This is a genomic window from Actinomadura sp. NBRC 104425 (assembly GCF_030269545.1).
GTDB lineage: Bacteria > Actinomycetota > Actinomycetes > Streptosporangiales > Streptosporangiaceae > Spirillospora > Spirillospora keratinilytica.
Genome location: NZ_BSTN01000001.1, coordinates 340,193 through 361,788 on the forward strand (window position 1 = coordinate 340,193; position 21,596 = coordinate 361,788).

Sequence of the window (21,596 nt, forward strand, 5' to 3'; positions counted from 1 at the left end):
AGTTCTGCCTATTGGTTCCATGGCGTTCATCTGGTGTCCATCAGGTTCTGCTGAGGTCCGCGGTGTGGTCCTCCGACGCGGGCGGCCCGGCCGGTGCGGCGCCGGCGGGCGGGTCGCCGCGGCGCAGCATCCGCCACAGCAGCGCGGCCGACACCAGGCCCCCGGCGCCGAGGCAGAACGGGGCGATGGACGCCGCCTGCCCGTCCACGGCCAGCAGCACCGCCAGGATCAGCAGCCCGACCAGGCTCTCCACGCCGCGGATGGCGAACACCGTCCGGGACCGCTTGCGGGCGGTGGCCAGGCTCGACAGCGGCAGCGTGCAGGCGAAGCACACCGCGTACACGCCCCAGCCGACCGCGGCCAGGCCGTCGACGTCGAACGAGCCGCCGGTCACCACCGGGCCCAGCCAGCCCGCCAGCAGGATCCCGGCCAGGCTCATCACCAGCGCGATCCCCGCCATCAGCGTGCACGCCCGCACCGCCTGCCGGGCCCGCATGGGGCGTCCCTCGCGTTCGGCCTTGGCGAAGTCGCCCAGCAGGAACCAGCCCGCGCCGTTGACGAACGTCAGCGCCGGGGCCAGCAGCAGCCGGGCCGCCTCCACCGACGCCAGCGCGGCCGTGGACGCGAATCCGGCGATCATGAGCCGGGCGGTCAGCAGCGCGGTCGGCCGGATGCCCGCCTGGATCGACCGCCACCACGCGAACGCGGCGATCTCGCGGAACGCGGTGCCGCGCAGCGGCACCCGGGCGTACTCCTCGCGCGGCAGCCGCAGCCAGGCCAGCAGGATCGAGGCGGTGCAGCCCACGCACATCGCGCCGAGCAGCAGCTCCAGCGACGCCCCGCCCGCCAGCGTCTGCCAGCCGCCCAGCACGCCCAGCGTGACGAGCAGGTAGCTGCAGTCGTTCAGCGCCAGGCGCCAGAACTCCATCCGCGCGGTGAAGATCCGGCGGCCGGTCTCGTTCAGCAGCCACAGCGCGACCAGCAGCGCGAACAGCGCCGTGCCCGCCGCGCCCGCCAGGTCCATCGCCAGCGAGATGACCGCGCCGACGAACGCGCCCGCCGTCACGGTGCCCGCCACCGACAGCAGCAGCGCACCGCGCACCCGCGGGTCGAACCGGTCGTAGACGGTCAGGGTGTCGCCCACCCACGCCGTCTGCACCGCGGTGATCATGACGAGGACGGCGACGAACAGCGCGTACGCGCCGTAGCCGTCGGCGCCCAGGGCGCGGGCGGCCAGCGCCTGCACGACCAGGCTGCCGCCCGCGGTGACGAACTGGACCGTGACCGCGCCTCCCGCGGACGACAGCAGCCGCCCGAGCTTGCGCGCGATCCGGCCTTTCGAGCCCCCGCTCACCTGTCGAGGTCGTAACGCATCAGGGTGGACTCGTTCTTGCGCGGCCGGGCGTCCTTGGCCAGGTCGTCCAGGGAGAACTTGTCCTCGGCGGTGCGGCTCGGGTCGCCGTCGCCGGGCTTGCTCCGGGAGGACGACGCCGACGGCGCGGACGCCCCGTTGCGCGACATGCGGCCGCCGGCGGGGGACGCGTCACGCGGCGAGGGGCGGCCGGCGTCCGAGCCGGGGGCGCCGTGCCGGCTCGGACGCGCCGGACGGCGGCCGTCGCTGCGGCCGCCCACCGGCCGTCCGTTGCGCGAGCCGTTCAGCTCGCTGCGGCCGTTCTGGGCAAGCGGCGGCACCGGGCCCTTGGGCGCATCGGCCGTCCACGGCGGGCCGGACCGTTCGGCCGCGGGGTCGGCCGGGGCGGACCGGCCGCGGTGCGGACGCGACGGCTCGGGCGCGGCGGGCGGCGCGGCCGCCTGCTCGCCGGGATCGGGCGGCGCCCCCGCCGCGACGGCCTGCACGCGCCGCCGGGAGTTCGGCGAGGCGGCCCGCAGGAACGACACCACGCACGCCGCGATCAGGCCGACGGCGAGGCCGATGGCGGCGTTGCGCGGCAGCTTGCTCGGCTCGGACGCGTTGGGGTCGGCGGTGTCGACGAACTGCACGCCGTCGTTGGTGTTGGCGCGGGCCGACAGCACGCCGCTCTCGTCGGACTGCAGCTTGGTCAGCCGGTTGGCCAGCAGCCGGTAGTTGCGGCTGCCGACGGTCGTGGCCTCCATCTGCTGGGTGACCTGCTGCTGGGTCTGCTGGATGGTCTTCAGCTGCTCGTCGAGCTTGGCGATGTTGGTGGAGACGGTCACCTGCTGGTAGGCGGCCACCACCGCGTTGGCGATCATCGCCGCCTCGCGCATGTCCGACCCCTTGGCCTCGACCAGCACCACGCCGCCGTCGGCCTTGCTGGAGGTGGACACCCGGCCGCGCAGCTGCGCGCTGGTCATGGCCGGGCCGCCCTTGCTCTTGATGATCTCGGTCGCCTTGGTCAGCACGGGCGTGGACCCGGCGAACGCGGCGCGCTGGGCGGTGTAGGTGGCGAAGCCCTGCCCCGAGACCACGCCCATGCGCAGCACGTTGTTCTTGTTGGTGGGGTCGGTGACCGCGAAGCGGGCGGTGGCCGTGGCGCCGCTCAGCAGCAGCAGCGTGACCGCCGACGAGAGCAGCACGGACGCGAGCACGATGATGAGCGACATCGTCCGGTAGCGCCACACCGCCTCGACGAGACTGATCTCCGGCGTGGGCGGGACGGAGGCCGGAACGGGAGTCTGTGCTGTCATCGGCTGCTCTGTGTCCTCGTGGGAACGGATGTGGAGACGTCTGACGTGGGTTCTGAAGTGGATGCCGGCGCGGATGCGGGGGCGGACGCCGGCGCGGCGGCGGATCCGGGCGAGACCAGGGCGCGCACGGCTGCGCGCAGCTCGCGATGGTAGCGCTCCTCGCCGAAGCGGTGGGCCGCATCGGCGCGGGCCCGCTTGGCCATGGCCAGGGCGCCGTCCCAGTCGTCCAGCAGGCGGGCGATGCCGTCGGCGAGGGCCTGCGGATCGTCGGGGGGCACCAGCACGCCGTTGTCGCCGTCGCTGACGATCTCAACCAGCCCCTGGGTGGCGCTGGCCACCAGGGGCCGCCCGGCCAGCATCGCCTCGACCGCGACGTTGCCGAACGGCTCGACCCGGGACGGCACGACCGCGACGTCGGCGGCGGCGAACGAGTCCCACACCGAGGGCCGGAAACCGGCGAACTCCACCGTCCCGTCGTCGCCGGCCAGGGCCCGCAGCTCCTCTTCGAACCATTCGTAGCCGGGGAAGACGTTGCCGACCAGGGTCAGCGTCACATCGCGGCCCCGTTCGCGCAGCAGCCGCACGGCGCGCACCGCCACGTCCGAGCCCTTGCGCGGCGACAGCCGTCCGACCAGCGTCACCCGCACCGGCCCGTCCAGGACGGGGCGCGGCTCGGTGACCTCGGCCGGGTCGGGCTCGGCCACCCCGTTGTAGATGATGCGGGCCCGGCGGCCGACCTGCCCGAGCGCCGCCGCGCTCGCCCGGCTGTTGACGACCACCGACCGGGCCAGCCGCAACGGCATCGCCAGCGCCGCGCGCACCGGGCGGGGCACGTTCTCCTCGGCCTCGTGCACGTGGCACAGCGCCGGGACGCGGGCGAGCCGGGCCGCCGCCAGCCACAGCGGGATGGTGACGGTGTTGACGTACAGGGCGGCAACGCGTTCGCGGCGCAGCAGCCGCACGGCGCGCGGCAGCGCCCGCACCGACGCGGCCGCCAGCCGCAGCACGCCGGTCGGCGACATGTACGCCTTGCGCAGCACGGGCACAGGCAGCACCACGACCTCGGCTCCCGCCTCCCGCAGCGGCTCCGACAGCGGCCCGTCGGCGGGCAGGGTCACCACCACGCGGTGTTCGGCCGCCAGCGCCCGGACCGACTCGACGAGCATGCGGTCCGAACCGTAGAGATCGGGCGACGGGTGCGCCAGCACCACAACGGATCTCTCGTCACCCTCGTCCACGGCCCCCTCCTTCCGGCGCCGGCGAACCCGGCGACCGCTGTCGCGCCACCCTCAGATTAACCGGGCTTTACTTACAGGACGCGCGAGATGTCCACTCGCCTTACGCTGGCCTGATCAGACCTTGCGGTTCTACGACCGCGGCTGGATCCCGGTTCAACAAGGTAATGCTCAGGCAGGGGGTCAAGGTGCGCATCGCCATGGTGGGGACTCGCGGAGTTCCGGCGCGCTACGGCGGCTTCGAGACGGCGGTGGAGGAGATCGGGCGCCGCTTGGCCGCGTCCGGCCACCAGGTGACGGTGTACTGCCGGGGGGAACGGCATCCCGAGCGCGAGTACCTGGGCATGCGGCTGGTGCACCTGCCCGCGGTGCGCGCCAAGGTCGCCGAGACGCTCAGCCACACGGCGCTGTCGGTGCTGCACGCGTCCGGCCGGCGGATCGCACGCCGCGGCCCCGACGTGGCGCTGGTGTTCAACGCCGCCAACGCGCCGATGCTGCCGATGCTGCGGGCGCTGCGCATCCCGGTGGCCACGCACGTCGACGGGCTGGAGTGGAAGCGCACCAAGTGGAGCGGCGCGGGGCAGCGCTACTACCGCACCGCCGAGAGCCTGGCGGTGCGCTGGTCGGACGCGCTCATCGCCGACGCCCGCGGCATCGAGGACTACTACCGGGAGCGCTTCGGCGCCTCGTCGGTGTTCATCCCGTACGGCGCGCCGATCCTCACCGAGCCCGACAACGCCAAGCTGGCCGAGGCGGGGTACGAGCCGGGCCGGTACCACCTGGTCGTGGCGCGGTTCGAGCCGGAGAACCACGTGCACCTGGCCGTCGAGGGCTACCGGCTCAGCAAGGCCGAGCACCCCCTGGTGGTGGTGGGGTCGGCGCCGTACTCCGACGCCTACACCGCGCGGGTGAAGGAGCTGGCCGGGGACGACCCCCGCATCACGTTCCTCGGCGGCGTCTGGGACCAGGACCTCCTCGACGCCCTGTACGCGGGCGCGCTGACCTACATCCACGGGCACTCGGTGGGCGGCACCAACCCGTCGCTGCTGCGGGCGATGGGCGCCGGCGCCTCGGTGGTGGCGTTCGACGTCAACTTCAACCGCGAGGTGCTGGGCGAGGAGGCCGGCCGGTTCTTCACCGGCCCGCAGGACCTGGCGGCCGAGATCGAGGCCGCCGAGAACGACCCGGGCGCGGCCGCCGACCGGGGCGCGGCGGCGCGCAAGCGGGCCGCGGAGAACTACGTGTGGGACGACGTGGCCGCCGCGTACGAGCGGCTCTGCGAGGACCTGCTCGCCCGCCGGCTGACCCGCAAGACGATCCGCGCCAGGTGATCCGCCGCTACCGCTACCGGTCTCCTGAGCGGCCGGCGGCGGTCACGCGGACGGGCCGCGCGCCGAGGGGCGACCCCGGTGCGCGGCCCGTCGCCGTTCACACGATTTCCGTGGCGCGGCCCGTCAGGCGGTGCGCGTCACCTGGTCACCGCGTTGGACGCGGCGCTGGTCACGGTGTTGCCGAGCGGGTCCTTCACGCGGATCTTGTAGGTGTGCTTGCCCTTCGGCGCCTTGGTGTCGGTGAAGGACAGGGAGGGCTTGCTCCAGAACGTGGACGCCTTGGTCACCGTGCCGATGGGGGTGGTGCCGTTGTCGCGCAGCACCTCGTAGGTGAGGTTGTTGTTGTCCATGTCCCAGGTGGCCTTCCAGGACACCTTGATGCCGCTCAGGCCCGCGGCGGCCTTGGGCGCGGCGAGGTCGGACTTGACCGGGCCGGACTTGTTGGGCGCCTTGGCCTTGACCGCGAACCGCACGAGGCCCTGCTGCGCGACGCCGTTGACGCGGGGGAACTCACCGCCCATGGCGACGTACTCGGAGTTGCCCGTCACCGCCCACGCGGCCTGCGACTGGCCGGTGAACGTCCCCGCCGTCAGCGTCGGGAACCAGTGCAGCAGGCTCGGCACAGGCTGCCTGCGGTAGTTGCTGTTGGAGCCGGGGGCCGCCTGGTCCTTGCCGGTGGCGTAGGTCGTCTCGGCCAGGGCGCGGTGCCACGTCGCCGGGGTCGTCTCGGGGAACGCCCCCAGGGACGAGCAGTCGTGCGCGTGCGACACGCTGTAGAGCGACTTGCCCTGGACGAACACGCCGTAGGTGGCGCCGTAGCAGTTGTCCAGCCACACCAGCTCGCCGTTGGACGCCTTGGCGGCGAACCGGCCGTCGAACCAGTGCAGCCCCTCGCCGTTGGCCGAGCCGTACACGGTGTCGCCCGACACGTACAGGTCGGTGACGTAGGAGTACCGGCTGCCCTGGCGCGTGGGGATGGGACGGCTCGTCCAGGTGGCGGACGCGCCCGTGGTGGTGTTGACCGCGCCGATGCCGACCTTGGTCGCGCCGTTGAGCTTCTGGAAGCGGCCGCCGATGATGACGCGGTTGCTGCCCGCCATGGCCATGGCGAACACCTCGTCGTCGTCGGCGGTGGGCTTCCAGGCGTCCACCAGCGAGCCGTCCGAGGCCTTCACCGCCGCCAGGCGCGTGCGGGACTTGCCGTTGACGTTGAAGAAGTTGCCGCCGAAGTAGACGGTCGAGTTGGTCGCGGCGATCCCGCGGACCTTGTTGGACACCTTGGGCGCGAAGTTGGAGACCAGCTTGCCGGTGGCGGTGTCGAAGGCCGCCAGCCGCGACCGCGGCTGCCCGTCCACCGTGGTGAACTCGCCGCCCACGTAGACGCGCTTGCCGTCGGGGGAGCGGGTGATCCGCAGGCCCTGGCCGTTGAGCGAGTGCTTGAAGGAGGTGACCAGGTTCCCGGTGCGGATGTCGAAGGCCAGGATGTTCTGCGCGCTGACCTCCTTGCTGCTGCCGGCGGCGGTGCCCGGCGGGCGCGCCTTGGTGAACTTCCCGGTCGCGTAGACGGTGTTGCCGACCGTCGTCATGCTCCACACGACGCCGTTGACCTGCCAGGTGGGCAGCGGGTCCACGCTGACGGTGGCCGGTGTTCCCGAGGGCGGCGCGGTGTCGGCCGCCGCGGGCACGGCGGAGGCGCCGAGCAGGACGGTCGAGGCCGCGGCTGCAGTGGCGGCGACGCGACGACGTCGAAGCGAAGGACTTGTCACGAGTCAGATCCCTTGCCGAATGGCCGCTGTGACCCCTGCGGTCACTTCGATCCGCAGATCGTAGTGCGGTCCCGCAGGGGACACGGCGGCATCGTATGAATTTGTCAACTTCTCCGGAGGAGACGCGCCGAAATGACGATCTGTCGGACGGCCGTACTCACTCCGCGCTCACTCCACGGCCTGCGCGGTGAAGTCGTCCACCGACAGCACGACCGGGGCGTTGGTCGCGCTGCCCGCGAGCTGGGAGCGCAGGCCCACGGCGCCGGCCGTCTGCAGCTCGGCGGTGGAGTCGGTACCGGTGACCTGCCAGTCGGGTTCGGCGGCGCCGTCCGCCCACACCTTGGCGCTCAGCGTGGTCGGGGCGGTGCCGGTCACCCGCAGGCGCAGCCGCAGCGGCGTGCCGGGCGTGTACGTCAGGCCCGAGATGGTCTGCTCGGAGCCGATGACGGTCTCGCTGTTGCTGGCGTTCGTGCGGCTGATCTGCAACGAGACCACCCCGGACGGCCGCAGCCGGACCCGCGCCCGGTAGTCGCCCGCGCCGGAGACGCGGCGCCCGGCCAGCCAGAGGTAGACGCCGTTGCCGGTGCCCTCCTTGTCGACCGACAGCTTGACGGTGGCGTCGGTGCCGGCGGCGGACACGCTGTTCAGGTAGGCGCCCATGGCCGCGCCGGCGGTGGCGAGGTTCATGCGCCCGGCGCCGCCGCTGACCGACAGGCCGCTGACCGTGCCGACGCCCGTCCAGGCCCCGCCGACGTCTGCGGTGCCGAAACCGCCGCTGACGGTGCGGTCGAAGGCGTCCGAGGCGACCGTCTGGGAGCGTGCGGTGACGGTGCGCTCGGCCTCGTCGGTGGCGCCGTCGTCGTCGGTGACGGTGAGCTTGACGGTGTGCTCACCGGGGGTGGTGAAGGTGTGCGAGGCGTTGGCGCCGGTGCCGGTCGTCCCGTCGCCGAAGTCCCAGGAGTACTGGGCGATCGTGCCGTCGGCGTCGGTGGAGCCGCTGGCGTCGAACGTGCAGGTCAGCCACTCGCAGTCGGCGGTGAAGGAGGCCGTGGGCGGCTGGTTGGGCACGACCGTGCCGTCGCCGACGCCGTGGTGCTCGGCGACCTCCTCGGCGGTCAGCGCCCGCGGGTACACCGCCACCTCGTCGAGGGTGCCGGCGAGGAAGTTGCTCGTCGGCCGGTTCGGCCAGGAGCCGAGGTTGTCCCCGCCGACGCGCCAGTACCCGGAGTTCTTCTCGCCGTTCTTGGCGTCGGCGTCGGCGTCGACCTGCGCACCGTCCACGTACAGCCGGATGCCGGAGGACGAGTCCAGCGTGGCGACGACGTGGTGCCAGCTCCCGTCGTTGAGGCCGGTGCCGCTCTGGATCGTCACCACGGACGACGCCGGCTTGACCCCGAACACGACGCGGCCGTCGTTGGTCATGTACAGGTGCCGGTCGTAGACCGTGCTGGTGCCGCTGCTGCGGTTGCCGTAGCCGATGATCTTCCCGCCGGAGCGGCTGGTGGTCTTGACCCACGCCTCCAGGGTGAAGTTGTCGGGCGCGGCCACGGCGGCCGTGCTGGACGTGCCGGACGACGTGCCGCTGAACGTCATCGCCTTGTCGGTGTCGTCCTTGATGGCCCCCGCCTGGCCGCGCGTGACCCCGGACTGGAGCGTCAGGTCGTACGGGCCGGTGTGGTCGTAGGCGGGGCCGCTGCCGCTGTCGCCCAGGCGCCAGTGGTCGGCCGCCCCGTCGTCGGCGATCATCTTGGCGTACGCGCTGGGCGTCGCGGACACGGCCGTCACCGAGTTGGACGCGTCACTGGTGACGGCGTTGCCGAACGGGTCCTTCACCCGGACCTTGTACGTGTGCGACCCCGACGGCGGGGCGGAGTCGGTGAACGCCGCGTCCGGCATGTTCCAGAACGTGGACGCCTTGGTGACGCGGCCGATCGGCGTGGTGTCGTCGTCGCGCAGCACCTCGTAGGTGAGGTTGTTGTTGTCCATGTCCCAGGTCGTCTTCCAGGACACGCGGATGCGCCCGTCGGGCAGCGCGGTCGCCTTGGGGGTGCCGAGGTCGGAGGCCTCGGGGCCCGTCTCGTTGGGGGCCTTGTCCTTGACGGCGAACCGCACGAGGCCCTGCTGCGCGACGCCGTTGACACGGGGGAACTCGCCGCCCATGGCGACGTACTCGGAGTTGCCCGTCACCGCCCACGCGGCCTGGTACTGGCCGGTGAACGAACCCATCGCCAGCGTCGGGAACCAGTGCAGCAGGCTCGGCACGGGCTGCCCGGAGTAGTTGCTGCCCGACCCGGGGGAGGCCTGGTCGGTGCCGGTGGGGTAGCTGGTCTCGGCCAGGGCGCGGTGCCACGTCGTCGGGCTGGTCTCGGGGAACGCGCCCAGCGAGGAGCAGTCGTGCGCGTGCGACACGCTGTAGACCGCCTGGCCCTGGGCGAAGATGCCGTAGGTGGCGCCGTAGCAGTTGTCGAGCCACACCAGGTCGCCGTTCTCGGCCTTGGCGGCGAACCGGCCGTCGAACCAGTGCCATCCCTCGCCGTTGGCCGAGCCGTACACCGTGTCACCCGACACGTACAGGTCGGTCACGTACGAGTAGCTGCTTCCCGACTTCGTGGGGATGGGGCGGCTGGTCCAGGTGGCGGTCGCGCCGGTCGTGGCGTCCACGGCGCCGATGCCGACCTGCGTCGCGCCGTTGAGCTTCTGGAAGCGGCCGCCGATGATGACGCGCTGGTCGCCCGGCGCCATGGCCATGGCGAACACCTCGTCGTCGTCGGCGGTGGGCTTCCAGGTGTCGATGTTCGAGCCGTCCGACGCCTTCACCGCCGCCAGGCGCGTGCGGGACTTGCCGTTGACGTTGAAGAAGTTGCCGCCGAAGTAGACGGTCGAGTTGGTCGCGGCGATCGCGCGGACCTTGGCCGACACCGTCGGGGCGAAGTCTTCGACCAGGTCGCCGGTGGCGGTGTCGAAGGCCGCCAGCCGCGACCGCGGCTGCCCGTCCACCGTGGTGAACTCGCCGCCCACGTAGACCCGCTTGCCGTCCGGGGACGCGACGATGCGCAGGCCCTGGCCGTTGAGCGAGTGCTGGAACGAGGCGACCCGCTCGCCGGTGCGGATGTCGAACGCGAAGATGTTCTGCGCATCGACCTCCTGCGAGCTTCCGGCCGCCGTGCCCGGGGGACGCGCCTTGGCGAAGTTGCCCGTCGCGTAGACGGTGTTGCCGACCGTCGTCATGCTCCACACCACGCCGTCCACCTGCCAGGTGGGCAGCGGATCCACGCTTACCGTCGCGGGCGTTCCCTCGGGCGGCGCCGTGTCGGCGGCCGCCGGAACGCCGGCGACCGCCGTCGACGCGAGGAGCCCCGCGGTCGCGACGGCCGCAACGCGGCGCAGGAGACTTCTCATTGGACGCAACCCCTAGTCGTTCTGCTCCGGGGCTCGTTCCGCCCCGTGGTACCGCCGGCTCGGAAATCCCGGTCAGTTGCCATAAGTCGGCTGTTCATCATTGCCGCTCTTTTACACTGTTGGCCAGTCCAGGGGATCAACTCCGCGTCAGCACGCCCGCTCCACTGGCCGGCGTCCGTGCCCCCGATCCGCGATGCCCGAGGAGATAGCCGCATGCCCCGTTCGGTTACGCGCTCGTCCCGGCCGGTCCGGCAGGCGCGCCGCGTGGCCGGTTCCGGCCTGACGCTCATCCTGGCGTTCGCGCTGGCCGTGACCGGATGCTCCAGCGACGACAAGGACAAGGCCGACAAGGCCGGATCGCCGCCGCCGTCGCCCAGCCAGCAGTCCGAGTCGGAGGCCAACGCCGCGCCCGGCGCGAAGAGCATGCGCCTGTCGCAGGGCCTGCGCAAGCCGGTGACCTACGACGACAAGATCACCGTGCAGGTCACCGCGATCCGCAAGGTGCGCAACAGCAAGACCGGGCCGGGCGAGATCACCGGCCGCACCCTGACCATCTTCACACTGCGCTTCACCAACGGCTCGTCGCGCCCGCTGGACCTCAACCAGGTGCGGGTCGTGGCGCGCTACGGGGCGAAGGGCACGCAGGCCAGCCCGACCTCGTACGCCAACCTCAACGACTTCTACGGGTCGGTGGCGCCGGGCAAGAGCAGGTCGGCGTCCTACGCCTTCGACCTGCCCAGCTCCGGCTACGGCAAGGTCACGCTGGGCGTGAAGTTCAGCGAGACGCACAAGGTGGCCGTGTTTACGGGGGCCATAGAAGCCTGACCAGGCCGTAATGGTCGCCTTCCGGTAGCGGTCACAGCCGCCTCGATCGTCCCACCGACCGGCTAGGGTTCGCGCTATGACCGGCAGCAGCACCCGCAGGACGTGGATCATCAGGGCGGCGGCCCTGCCGGCGGTCGCCGCCGTGGCCGTCCTGGGCTGGCTGGTGCCGCGCGGCGAGCAGCCCGCCCAGAAGGTCGCCAACACCGCCGGCGCCGCCCAGGTCGGCAGCACCCGGTACCCGGCGCCCGACGGCGCCCTGTACGTCGCGCCGTCCGGCAGCGACTCGGCATCCGGCGCGCGCGGCGCGCCGCTGCGCACCGTCGGCGCGGCCATCCGCCGGGCGCGCTCGGGCGCCACCATCGTGCTGCGCGGCGGCACCTACCACGAGTCGGTCACCATCCCGGCCGGCAAGAGGCTGACCCTGCAGGCCTACCCGGGCGAGGCGGTCTGGTTCGACGGCAGCTCCCCCGTGTCCGGCTGGGTCAAGCGCAACGGCGTGTGGGCCGTCGACGGCTGGACGGCCCGGTTCGACTCCTCGCCCAGCTACACCAAGGGCGCCGCGCCCAGCCGCGACGACGACTTCCGCTTCGTCGACCCGGCCCACCCCATGGCCGCCCACCCCGACCAGGTGTGGATCGACGGCGTCGCGCAACGGCAGGTCGAGTCGCGTGCCAAGGTGAGAAGCGGCACCTTCTACGTCGACGAGAACGCGCGGCGGCTGTACCTCGGCACCGACCCGCGCGGGCGGGCCGTGCGCGCCAGCACCCTCGCCGAGGGCATCACCGTGCGCGGCGCCGGGTCCGCGCTGCGCGGCATCGGAGTGCGCCGCTACGCCACCTCGATCCCCCAGCTCGGCATGGTGAAGGTCGCCGCGCCGAACGTCACCGTCGAGAATGTGGCGATCACCGACTCGGCCACCACCGGCCTGAGCGTGCTGGCCGCGCACGCCCGCATCCGCCGCGTCACCGCGACCCGCAACGGCATGCTCGGGGTGCACGCCAACCAGGCCGACGACCTGCGGCTGGAGGCGGTGCGCGCGGCCACCAACAACACCGAGCACTTCAAGCCGGCCCCGGTGGCCGGCGGCGTCAAGATCACCCGCTCCCGCAAGGTGGCGCTGGTCGGCGGCGCCGCCGTCGGCAACCGCGGCAAGGGCCTGTGGCTCGATGAGTCGGTGTACGACATCACCGTCACCGGCAACCGCGTCGCCCGCAACAGCGACCACGGCATCTCCATCGAGCTGAGCGCCAAGGCGGTGGTCGCCGACAACGTCGTCGTCGGCAACGGCGGCGACGGGCTGCGGCTCAACGACAGCGGCGACGCGCAGATCTGGAACAACACCCTGACCGGCAACGGCCGCACCGTCCACCTGGTGCAGGACGGCCGGCGCGCCACCGACCTGTCCACCCCCGGCCACGACCCGCGGCAGAAGCTGCCCGACCCGACCGTGCCGTGGCTGGTGCAGGACATCACGCTGAGCAACAACGTCCTCGCCGACGCCCGCTCGGGCGCGCCGTGCCTGCTGTGCGTGCAGGACCACTCCGGACGTCCGCGCAGCGCCGAGCAGATGCGCATCACCGCCAACGGCAACGTCTACGTCCGCCCCGGCCGCGGCAACCCGTTCTTCCTGATCGTCTGGCAGCGCGCGGGCAACGCCGCCACCTACGCGACCCTCGACGCCTTCCGGGCCCAGACCGGCCAGGAGAAGAAGGGCCTGGCCATCGACGACCCCGACGCCGCCGCCCCCGACGGCCGGCTCGCCTCGCCGCCGAAGGGCCGCGCCCGGCCCACTCCCCTCCCCCTGCCGAACCGCATAGCCAAGCTCGTCGAACGCCACGCCGGCACCCGCCACACCGGCGCCTGGAGCCTCTCCACCCCTAACTGAGCCCCCGCACCCCGTCACGCGCAGCTGCGTGCGGGCGTGCGGCGACTGCGCGCAGCCGACCGCCGCCCCTGCCGCACCGGTTGGCCGTGAGGTCGGTCACGTTGAGCTCCGCGGACCACGCGGCACGTGTGCACGGCGGAAGCATCCGTTGGGGCATGGGTGCGCGTACACCTGGGCGGGGTGCGGGCGGTCATATTCTGTGGGGCGATTCGTTTTCGGGAGCGGCCGTTGAAGCTTGCCAAGGTGTCCCTCCTGCCGCGCCGGCGGCAGCGGGCTGTCGTGCCCAGCGCGGGCTGGTGGGTCGTCGTGCTGCCGCTCGCGCTGATGCTGTCCAGCGACTACAAGCTGCGCAGCCGCGATGTCGACCAGGCGGTCAGCGGCAGCGCCGACCTGACCGTGCTGGTCGAGATCGCGATCTACGGGGGCGCGGCGCTGTACCTGCACTACCGGTTCCGGCTGCGGCCCCCGGCGCGGCGGCCCACCGGGCTGCTGCTGGCCGCGTGGGCCTTCGCCGGATATGTGGCGCTGACGGCGCTGTGGTCGCCGTACCCGGCGCTCGGCGTGGTGCGCGGCGTGCAGCTGCTCATCACCATGACGGTGATCTACACGGTCGCGACGCGCGCGCAGCCGCGGGACCTGCACCGGCTGGCGCACACCTTCATCGTGATCGTGCTGCTGTCGGTGGTCATCGGCGTGGTGCATCCGTTCCCGCGCACCGCGCACACCCAGGACCGCTTCAACTGGCTGTACGTGCACCCCGTCATCGCGGGCGTGTACCTGGCCGTGGCGGTGCTGCTGGTCATCAGCTACCTGGTGCGCCGCGAGCGGCCCGAACACCGGCTCTGGCCTCCCGTGGTCTACCTGGGGGCGCTGGCGGTGCTGTCCGGGGCGCTGGTGGCCACCGGCACCCGGGGCGCGGCACTGGGGTGCGCGGCGGGGCTCATCGTCCTGCTGGCCACGGCGCGGGGCCCGCACGGCCGGGCCGACGTCATCGTGCTCGGCGCCGCCGTGGCGGTGCTGGCGGTGCTGGCGTTCTCCGACGCCATCATGGCGTTCGTGGCGCGCGGCGAGACCACCGACAAGCTGCTGTCCCTCAATTCGCGCACCGACCTGTGGGAGCTGGCGATGAGCGCCTACGCCGAGGAGCCGGTGTTCGGCCGCGGGCTGGGCGCCTCCCGGGGGCTGTTCCTGGACGACATCGGCCTGGGCGGCGGCCATAACGCGTTCATCAACGCGCTGGTCGACAACGGCGCGGTCGGCGCCGCGATATTCGCCGTGCTGCTGGTGGTCCTCGGCTTCGTGCTGCTGCTTCTGTGCCGGTACCGCCCGCTGCGGCCCGACGCGGGGCTGCTGCTGGGCCTGCTGGGGTGCTTCCTGGTCGACAGCATGACCACCGAGGGCCTGGCCACCCCGGCCAACGTGTCGGGCATCTGGTTGCTGATCATGGTGGCGTGGACGGAGACGCTGCGCCGTCAGGCCCGGGTGCTGGACGCCCCGCCACCGGCGGATGCGGCCCCGGCGGACGCTGTCCCGCCGACGGTGGCCGAACCCGAGCATGCGACGGCCGCCCGGTGAGGGTTGTGGCATTCTTTCGCGTGTGGAACCACTCGGCATCAAAGGCGCGTTCTCGTTCACTCCGAAGGTCCACGGCGACCACCGGGGGTCCTTCCACGAGTGGTTCCGGGCGGACGAACTGCGCGGCCACATCGGGCACGAGCTGAACCTCGCCCAGGCCAACTGCTCGGTCTCCGCCAAGGGCGTGCTGCGCGGCGTGCACTTCGCCGACGTCCCGCCCGGGCAGGCCAAGTACGTCACCTGCCTGCGCGGCGCGATCCTGGACGTGGTGGTGGACCTGCGCGTCGGCTCCCCCGACTTCGGCCGCTGGGAGGCCGTCCGGCTGGACGACCGGACCCGCCGGTGCCTCTACATCGCCGAGGGGCTCGGGCACGCGTTCATGGCGCTCACCGACGACGCCACCGTCGTCTACCTGTGCTCCCAGCCGTACGCGCCGCAGCGCGAGCACGGCGTGCACCCGCTCGACCCCGACCTCGGCATCGCCTGGCCGCAGGACGTCGAGCCGGTGCTGTCGGCCAAGGACGCGGCCGCGCCGAGCCTGGCCGACGCGCAGAAGACCGGCCTGCTGCCCGACTACCAGGCCTGCCTGGACTACTACGCCGAGCTCGGCCTGCCGGCCTGACGGGCGCCGCGGTCAGCGCAGCTCGGGCCAGGCGGCGTGCAGCGCCTCGCGCCAGTGGCGCATGGGCGCCAGGCCCGCCTCCGCCCAGCGGGCGTGGCCGAGGACGCTGTAGGCGGGACGCGGCGCGGGCCGCGGGAACCGGTCGGTCGTGGTCGGCCGGACGCGGTCCGGGTCGAGCCCGAGCAGGGCGAACACCTCGCGGGCCAGGCCGTACCAGGTGGTCTGCCCCGCGTTGGTGCCGTGGTAGATGCCCGGGGGCGCGTCCGACGACGCCAGAGCGATGATCTGCTCGGCCAGGTCGCCCGTCCAGGTCGGCTGGCCGTGCTGGTCGTCGACCACCTCGACGGTGTCGCGTTCGGCGGCCAGGCGCATCATGGTGCGGACGAAGCTGGCCCCGTGCGCCCCGTACAGCCACGCCGTGCGCACCACGTAGCCGCGTCCGGTGCCGAGGACGGCCCGCTCCCCCACGAGCTTGGTGCGGCCGTAGGCGCTGACGGGCGCCGGGGCGGCGTCCTCGGGGTACGGGCGGTCGCAGCGGCCGTCGAAGACGTAGTCGGTGGAGATCTGCACCAGCGTGGCGCCGACGTCCGCGCACGCGTCGGCCAGGGCGCCCACGGCGGTGCCGTTGACGGCCAGCGCGGCGTCCTCGTGCGTCTCGGCGTCGTCCACTGCCGTCCAGGCGGCGCAGTTGACCACCGTGGCCGGGCGGTGGTCGCGCAACGCCCGCCGGACGGCGTCCGGCGCGCACACGTCGAGATCGGCGCGGGTCAGGGCGGCCACCTCGTGGCCGTGCGCGCGCAGGCGGTGCACCAGGTCGGTGCCGAGCATGCCGCCGGCGCCGATGACCAGCCAGCTCACCCGGCGTCCTCCGCGCGCTTCTTCAGCGGCTCCCACCACGCCCGGTTGCCGGCGTACCAGCGGATGGTCTCGGCGATGCCGTCGTCGAACGAGATGCGGGGCGCGTAGCCGAGACGGCGCAGCTTGGCGTCCGACAGCGAGTAGCGGCGGTCGTGGCCCTTGCGGTCGGGGACGTGCTCCACCCGGCTCCAGTCGGCGCCCAGCGCGTCCAGCAGCCGCCGGGTGAGCTCCAGGTTGGTCAGCTCGGCGGTGCCCGCGATGTGGTAGACCTCGCCGGGCTCGCCGCGCTCGGCGACCGTCTGGATGCCGCGGCAGTGATCGGACACGTGGATCCAGTCGCGCACGTTGCCGCCGTCGCCGTACAGCGGGACGGTGCGGCCGTCCATCAGGTTGGTGACGAACAGCGGGATGACCTTCTCGGGGTACTGGTAGGGCCCGTAGTTGTTGCCGCAGCGGGTGATGCTGACCGGCAGGCCGTGGGTGCGCGCGTACGCCCGGGCGATCATGTCGCCGCCGGCCTTGGCCGCCGAGTACGGGGAGTTGGGCGCCAGCGGGGCGTCCTCGTCCCAGGACCCGGTGTCGATGCTGCCGTACACCTCGTCGGTGGATATCTGCACCACGCGCGGCACGCCCGCGTCCAGGCACGCCTGCATGAGGGTCTGCACGCCCAGCACGTTGGTGCGCACGAACTCGCCCGCGCTGGCGATGGACCGGTCGACGTGCGACTCGGCGGCGAAGTTGAGCACCACATCGTGCCCCGGCACGACCTCGGCGAGCAGTTCGGCGTCGCAGATGTCGCCGTGCACGAACGTGTAGCGGCCCTCGACCGGTTCGAGGTTGGCCAGGTTGCCCGCGTAGGTGAGCTTGTCCAGCACGGTCACCTCGGCGTCCGCCCACGCCGGGTAGCCGCCCGACACCAGCTCGCGGACGTAGTGCGACCCGATGAACCCGGCTCCGCCGGTGACCAGTATCCGCCGGGCCCTCATTTGCTGATCTGCACTTTGCTGTGGTCCCCCAGGACGAGACGGTGTGCCCTCGGCACGGACGGAGCGGGCGTGACCCGTGCCTGCCTTCCGATGAGCGAGACCTCGATGCGTCCCACCCCGTCAATGGACGCGCCGCGCAGCACGATGGAGTACTCGATCTCGCTGTCGATCACCGTGCAGTCGCGGTCGATGGAGGTGAACGGGCCGATGTAGGAGTCGCGGACGACCGCGCCGGGGCCGATGATGGCGGGGCCGACGATGCGCGAGCCGGTGATGCGCGCGCCCTCCTCGACCACCACCCGGCCGATCAGCTCGCTGGCGGAATCCACCTCCCCGGCCACCGACGGCTCCAGGCCCTCCAGCACCAGCCGGTTGACCTCCAGCATGTCGGCGACGTTGCCGGTGTCCTTCCAGTAGCCGGACACCATCGTGGACTCCACCCGGTGCCCCTGGTCGATCAGCCACTGGATGGTGTCGGTGATCTCCAGCTCGCCGCGCCGGGACGGTTTGAGCCGCCGCACGGCCTCGTGCACGGCCGGGCCGAACAGGTACACCCCGACCAGGGCGAGGTCGCTCTTGGGCCGCTCGGGCTTCTCCTCCAGCGCGACCACGCGGCCGGTGCCGTCGAGCTCGGCGACGCCGAACGCGCGCGGGTCGGACACCTTGGCGAGCATGATCTGGGCGTGCGGGCGCTCCTGGCGGAACCGCTCCACCAGGTCGTTGATGCCGCCGACGATGAAGTTGTCGCCGAGGTACATGACGAAGTCGTCGTCGCCGAGGAAGTCCCGGGCGATCAGCACCGCGTGCGCCAGCCCGCGCGGGGCGTCCTGCCGCAGGTAGGTCACCCGCACGCCGAACCGCGACCCGTCGCCGACCGCCTTTTTGATCTCGGCCTCGGTGTCGCCGACCACCACGCCGACGTCGCGGATGCCGGCGTCGGCGATGGCCTCCAGGCCGTAGAACAGCACCGGCTTGTTGGCGACCGGCACCAGCTGCTTGGCGAAGCTGTAGGTGATCGGCCGCAGGCGCGAACCGGACCCGCCCGCCAGGACGAGTGCCTTCACCGGGCGCTCCAGGCGGCCGGTGACGGGGGGAGGAAGGGCTTCACTGCGACTCCAGCGCGGCCAGGGACGTCAGGGACGTCGGTGACGTGGACCTGAACTCGACATTACCGGGATCTGACATGCCGGGACCCCGGCCGTCCACCTTCGGACGGGCCGGGGCCGCTGCGGCGCGGGGTCAGGACGCGCCGGTGATCATGCCTGCCGCGACGGTGTTGTTGGTGGCCTCGTCGATCAGCACGAACCCGCCGGTCAGCCGGTTGCGCGCGTACTCGTCGATGAACAGCGGCTGGGTGACGCGCAGGCTGACCCGGCCGATCTCGTTCAGCCCGAGCGCGCCGGCCTGCTCGTCGCGGTGCAGCGTGTTGACGTCCAGCCGGTAGTGCAGGTCCTTCACCAGCGCCTTGGCGGTGCGGGTGGTGTGCTTGATCAGCAGCTTGGTGCGGGGGGTGAGCTGCCGCTCCGGGGTCATCCAGCACACCATCGCCTCCAGATCCTGGGCGACCTGAGGCCGGTTGTTCGGGCGGGCGATCATGTCGCCGCGGGAGATGTCGATGTCGTCGGCCAGCCGCAGCGTCACCGACATCGGCGCGAACGCCTCCGACACCGGCCCGTTCGGCCCGTCGATGTGGGTGATGGTGGTGGTGAGCCCGGACGGCAGGTGCACCACCTCGTCGCCCGGCTTGAGCACGCCGCCCGCGACCTGCCCGGCGTAGCCGCGGTAGTCGTGCAGCTCCGGGTCGGTGCTGGCGTGCGGCCGGATCACGTACTGCACCGGGAACCGCACGTCGATCAGGTTGCGGTCGGAGGCGATGTGCACGTGCTCCAGGTGGTGCAGCAGCGACGTGCCCTCGTACCACGGCATGTTCACCGACCGCTGCACCACGTTGTCGCCGTGCAGCGCCGAGATCGGAATGAAGGTCAGGTCGGCGACCTCCAGCTTGGCGGCGAACGCGGTGAACTCGTCCACGATCGACTCGAACACCGCCTGGTCGTAGCCGACCAGGTCCATCTTGTTGACCGCCACCACCAGGTGCGGCACCTTGAGCAGCGTCGCCAGGAACGCGTGCCGGCGGGACTGCTCCAGGATGCCCTTGCGCGCGTCCACCAGGATGATCGCCAGGTCGGCGGTGGACGCCCCGGTCACCATGTTGCGGGTGTACTGGATGTGGCCCGGCGTGTCGGCGATGATGAACTTGCGGCGCGGGGTGGCGAAGTAGCGGTACGCCACGTCGATGGTGATGCCCTGCTCGCGCTCGGCGCGCAGCCCGTCGGTCAGCAGGGCCAGGTTGGTCTGCTCCTCGCCGCGGTCGGCGCTGGTGCGCTCCACCGCCTCCAGCTGGTCTTCGAAGATCGACTTGGAGTCGTACAGCAGCCGCCCGATCAGCGTGGACTTGCCGTCGTCCACGGACCCGGCGGTGGCGAACCGCAGCATGTCCATCGTCTTGCCCTGGGACGCGTCCTGGGCGGTGTCGGCGGCGGCCATCAGAAGTAGCCCTCCTTCTTGCGGTCCTCCATCGCGGCCTCGCTGGTGCGGTCGTCGGCGCGGGTCTGCCCCCGCTCGGTGATCCTCGTCGCGGCGATCTCCTCGATCACCTCGTCCAGCGTGGTCGCGGTCGACTTGACCGCCCCCGTGCAGGACATGTCGCCCACCGTGCGGTACCGCACCATCGCCTCGAACACCGGCTCGTCGTCGCCCCGGTTGGCGTACGGGTTGTCGTCCAGCAGCAGCCCGTCGCGTTCGAACACGCGCCGGGTATGCGCGAAGTAGATGGACGGGATTTCCAGGCCCTCGCGGCGGATGTAGTCCCAAACGTCCAATTCTGTCCAGTTGGACAGGGGGAACACCCGCACGTGCTCGCCCGGCCGGATCCGCGTGTTGTACAGGTTCCACAGCTCGGGCCGCTGGTTCTTGGGGTCCCACTGGCCGAACTCGTCGCGGAACGACACCACCCGCTCCTTGGCGCGCGCCTTCTCCTCGTCGCGGCGGGCGCCGCCGAACGCGGCGTCGAAGCGGTGCTCCTCGATGGCGTCCAGCAGGGTGGTGGTCTGCAGCCGGTTGCGGGACGCCCAGCGGCCGGTCTCCTCCACCACGCGGCCCTTGTCGATCGACTCCTGGACGGACGCGACGACCAGCCGCACCCCCACCTCGGCCACCCGCCGGTCGCGGAACTCCAGCACCTCGGGGAAGTTGTGACCGGTGTCGACGTGCATCACCGGGAACGGGATCGGTGCAGGCCAGAAGGCCTTGTGGGCAAGGTGCAGCATCACGATGCTGTCCTTGCCCCCCGAGAACAGCAGCACCGGTCGTTCGAACTCGGCCGCCACCTCTCGGATGATGTGAATCGACTCCGCCTCAAGGACGTCCAGCTGAGACAGCAGATAATCGCAGCGCTGCATGGTCTGGGGTTCTCTCCACGCTCTCTGGCAGATGCACCGGTGGCCGGGATGGCGCCGTCCCCGCGGGTCGGGGGCGGGCGGTCCGGCCGGCTCAGCCCGGCAGGGCCGCGCCCACGTCCCGGATGCCGGTCAGCAGCATCGATGCCGACACGGGGTGACAGACAAGGATATCCGGCAGCCGGGAGTCCTTCTGGTTGTAGCGGGGCGGGGTGCCGTCGACGCGGGACACGTGGGCGCCCGCGGCCAGCGCCACGGCGGCCGGTGCGGCCGAGTCCCATTCGTACTGCCCGCCCGCGTGCACGTAGACGTCGACCTCGCCGAGCAGCACCGCGGCGATCTTCGCCCCGGCCGAGCCGATGGGCACCGGCTCGACCTCCAAGGAGAGGCGCTCGACCAGCGCGTCGAGGAACTTGGGCGGGCGGGTGCGGCTGACCGCGATGCGCAGCCGCCCGGGAGCGGGCTCGGGGGTGCGCAGCGGGCGGTCGGGCGCGCCGTCCCACGGGCTGACGAGTGCGCCGCCGGGCGAGGTGCGGAGCGTCACACCCCGCGCGGGCAGCGCGACCGCTCCCGCGACGAGCTCGCCGGCCCGCCACAGCGCCACGTGGACGGCCCAGTCGGTGCGGCCCTGCTCGCCGAACTCGCGGGTGCCGTCGAGCGGGTCGACGATCCACACCCGGTCGGCGTCCAACCGCGCCAGGTCGTCCTTGCCCTCCTCCGACAGGACGGCGTCGGCGGGGCGGCGCTCGGCCAGCGCGGCCGTCAGGAACTCGTGGGAGCGCAGGTCACCGGCCTTCTTCAGGGCGTCGACGTCAGCGAACCCGACCTCCTGGCGCACCTCCAGCAGCAGGCGCCCGGCGTCTCGGGCCAGCCCTGCCGCCAGCGCGTGGTCATCCTGCGGGCTCTGCGTCATCACTCGGCCATTTCCTGCTCGCCTGATCGCTCGGGTCTCCATTGTCGCCTACCCCGCCTGTCCAACCCGCGCCCGG

16 protein-coding genes are annotated in these 21,596 nt (G+C 72.3%); 5 read left to right on the forward strand and 11 right to left on the reverse strand.

Going from position 1 to position 21,596, the window contains the following annotated elements; all coding sequences use genetic code 11:
• Positions 1–40: 40 nt before the first annotated feature.
• From QSK22_RS01585 to QSK22_RS01595, 3 genes are read right to left on the reverse strand one after another with little or no spacing between them, the layout of a single operon-like run.
• A complete protein-coding gene (locus QSK22_RS01585; RefSeq protein ID WP_285492073.1) occupies positions 41–1,354 on the reverse strand; it encodes a lipopolysaccharide biosynthesis protein in 1,314 nt (437 codons plus the stop codon).
• Positions 1,351–2,667, reverse strand: coding sequence for a GumC domain-containing protein (locus tag QSK22_RS01590; RefSeq protein WP_285492074.1), 1,317 nt, complete (start codon positions 2,665–2,667; stop codon positions 1,351–1,353). Before QSK22_RS01590 ends, QSK22_RS01585 begins: the two co-directional genes overlap by 4 nt.
• On the reverse strand, positions 2,664–3,905 hold the full coding sequence (locus QSK22_RS01595; protein ID WP_285492075.1) for a glycosyltransferase family 4 protein: 1,242 nt from the start codon (positions 3,903–3,905) through the stop codon (positions 2,664–2,666). Before QSK22_RS01595 ends, QSK22_RS01590 begins: the two co-directional genes overlap by 4 nt.
• 197 nt (positions 3,906–4,102) lie before the next feature.
• Here QSK22_RS01595 and QSK22_RS01600 point away from each other — a divergent pair, with 197 nt between their 5' ends.
• Complete coding sequence (locus QSK22_RS01600; protein WP_285492076.1) at positions 4,103–5,233, forward strand: DUF1972 domain-containing protein; 1,131 nt, start codon at positions 4,103–4,105, stop codon at positions 5,231–5,233.
• A 137-nt stretch (positions 5,234–5,370) separates the two neighbouring features.
• Here QSK22_RS01600 and QSK22_RS01605 read toward each other — a convergent pair whose 3' ends face one another.
• On the reverse strand, positions 5,371–6,999 hold the full coding sequence (locus tag QSK22_RS01605) for a PQQ-binding-like beta-propeller repeat protein (protein ID WP_285492077.1): 1,629 nt from the start codon (positions 6,997–6,999) through the stop codon (positions 5,371–5,373).
• Positions 7,000–7,167: 168 nt separating this feature from the next.
• Positions 7,168–10,272 (reverse strand): LamG-like jellyroll fold domain-containing protein, encoded by a 3,105-nt coding sequence (locus tag QSK22_RS01610; RefSeq protein WP_285492078.1) that lies wholly within the window; start codon positions 10,270–10,272, stop codon positions 7,168–7,170.
• Positions 10,273–10,611: 339 nt separating this feature from the next.
• On the opposite strand from QSK22_RS01610, the gene QSK22_RS01615 reads away from it, so the two are divergent.
• From QSK22_RS01615 to rfbC, 4 genes are all read left to right on the forward strand, one after another.
• Complete coding sequence (locus QSK22_RS01615) at positions 10,612–11,223, forward strand: hypothetical protein (RefSeq protein WP_285492079.1); 612 nt, start codon at positions 10,612–10,614, stop codon at positions 11,221–11,223.
• Positions 11,224–11,299: 76 nt separating this feature from the next.
• Positions 11,300–13,108 carry a right-handed parallel beta-helix repeat-containing protein gene (locus QSK22_RS01620; protein ID WP_285492080.1) on the forward strand — a complete coding sequence of 603 codons (1,809 nt, stop codon included), beginning with the start codon at positions 11,300–11,302 and terminating at the stop codon, positions 13,106–13,108.
• 228 nt (positions 13,109–13,336) lie between these two features.
• Entirely contained in the window at positions 13,337–14,683 is a 1,347-nt protein-coding gene (locus tag QSK22_RS01625; RefSeq protein WP_285492081.1) for an O-antigen ligase family protein, read from the forward strand.
• Between the two features lie 22 nt (positions 14,684–14,705).
• Positions 14,706–15,305, forward strand: a complete 600-nt coding sequence (gene rfbC, locus QSK22_RS01630; protein WP_285492082.1) for a dTDP-4-dehydrorhamnose 3,5-epimerase — start codon at positions 14,706–14,708, stop codon at positions 15,303–15,305.
• 12 nt (positions 15,306–15,317) lie between these two features.
• Here the strand turns inward: rfbC and rfbD are convergent, their stop codons facing one another.
• The 6 genes from rfbD to QSK22_RS01660 form a co-directional block, all read right to left on the reverse strand.
• Positions 15,318–16,163, reverse strand: coding sequence for a dTDP-4-dehydrorhamnose reductase (gene rfbD / locus QSK22_RS01635; protein WP_285492083.1), 846 nt, complete (start codon positions 16,161–16,163; stop codon positions 15,318–15,320).
• Positions 16,160–17,149: a dTDP-glucose 4,6-dehydratase gene (gene rfbB / locus QSK22_RS01640; RefSeq protein ID WP_285492084.1), complete on the reverse strand. Its 990-nt coding sequence runs from the start codon at positions 17,147–17,149 to the stop codon at positions 16,160–16,162. The genes rfbD and rfbB overlap by 4 nt, the downstream gene beginning before the upstream one ends.
• Entirely contained in the window at positions 17,146–18,213 is a 1,068-nt protein-coding gene (locus tag QSK22_RS01645) for a glucose-1-phosphate thymidylyltransferase (RefSeq protein ID WP_285492085.1), read from the reverse strand. Before QSK22_RS01645 ends, rfbB begins: the two co-directional genes overlap by 4 nt.
• 175 nt (positions 18,214–18,388) lie before the next feature.
• Positions 18,389–19,651: a sulfate adenylyltransferase subunit 1 gene (locus QSK22_RS01650; protein ID WP_285492384.1), complete on the reverse strand. Its 1,263-nt coding sequence runs from the start codon at positions 19,649–19,651 to the stop codon at positions 18,389–18,391.
• A gap of 44 nt (positions 19,652–19,695) precedes the next feature.
• The gene (cysD, locus tag QSK22_RS01655; protein WP_285492086.1) at positions 19,696–20,610 is read right to left on the reverse strand and encodes a sulfate adenylyltransferase subunit CysD; all 915 of its coding nucleotides are present in this window, start codon (positions 20,608–20,610) and stop codon (positions 19,696–19,698) included.
• A 91-nt stretch (positions 20,611–20,701) separates the two neighbouring features.
• A complete protein-coding gene (locus QSK22_RS01660; protein WP_285492089.1) occupies positions 20,702–21,520 on the reverse strand; it encodes a 3'(2'),5'-bisphosphate nucleotidase CysQ in 819 nt (272 codons plus the stop codon).
• Between the last annotated feature and the right edge of the window lie 76 nt (positions 21,521–21,596).

Coding starts and splice junctions, on each gene's coding strand:
- QSK22_RS01650 (WP_285492384.1), bottom strand. CDS start 19,651: ATGGACATGCTGCGGTTCGCCACCGCCGGGTCCGTGGACGACGGCAAG.
- QSK22_RS01660 (WP_285492089.1), bottom strand. CDS start 21,520: ATGACGCAGAGCCCGCAGGATGACCACGCGCTGGCGGCAGGGCTGGCC.
- QSK22_RS01620 (WP_285492080.1), top strand. CDS start 11,300: ATGACCGGCAGCAGCACCCGCAGGACGTGGATCATCAGGGCGGCGGCC.
- QSK22_RS01615 (WP_285492079.1), top strand. CDS start 10,612: ATGCCCCGTTCGGTTACGCGCTCGTCCCGGCCGGTCCGGCAGGCGCGC.
- QSK22_RS01600 (WP_285492076.1), top strand. CDS start 4,103: ATGGTGGGGACTCGCGGAGTTCCGGCGCGCTACGGCGGCTTCGAGACG.
- rfbB (WP_285492084.1), bottom strand. CDS start 17,149: ATGAGGGCCCGGCGGATACTGGTCACCGGCGGAGCCGGGTTCATCGGG.
- cysD (WP_285492086.1), bottom strand. CDS start 20,610: ATGCAGCGCTGCGATTATCTGCTGTCTCAGCTGGACGTCCTTGAGGCG.
- QSK22_RS01590 (WP_285492074.1), bottom strand. CDS start 2,667: ATGACAGCACAGACTCCCGTTCCGGCCTCCGTCCCGCCCACGCCGGAG.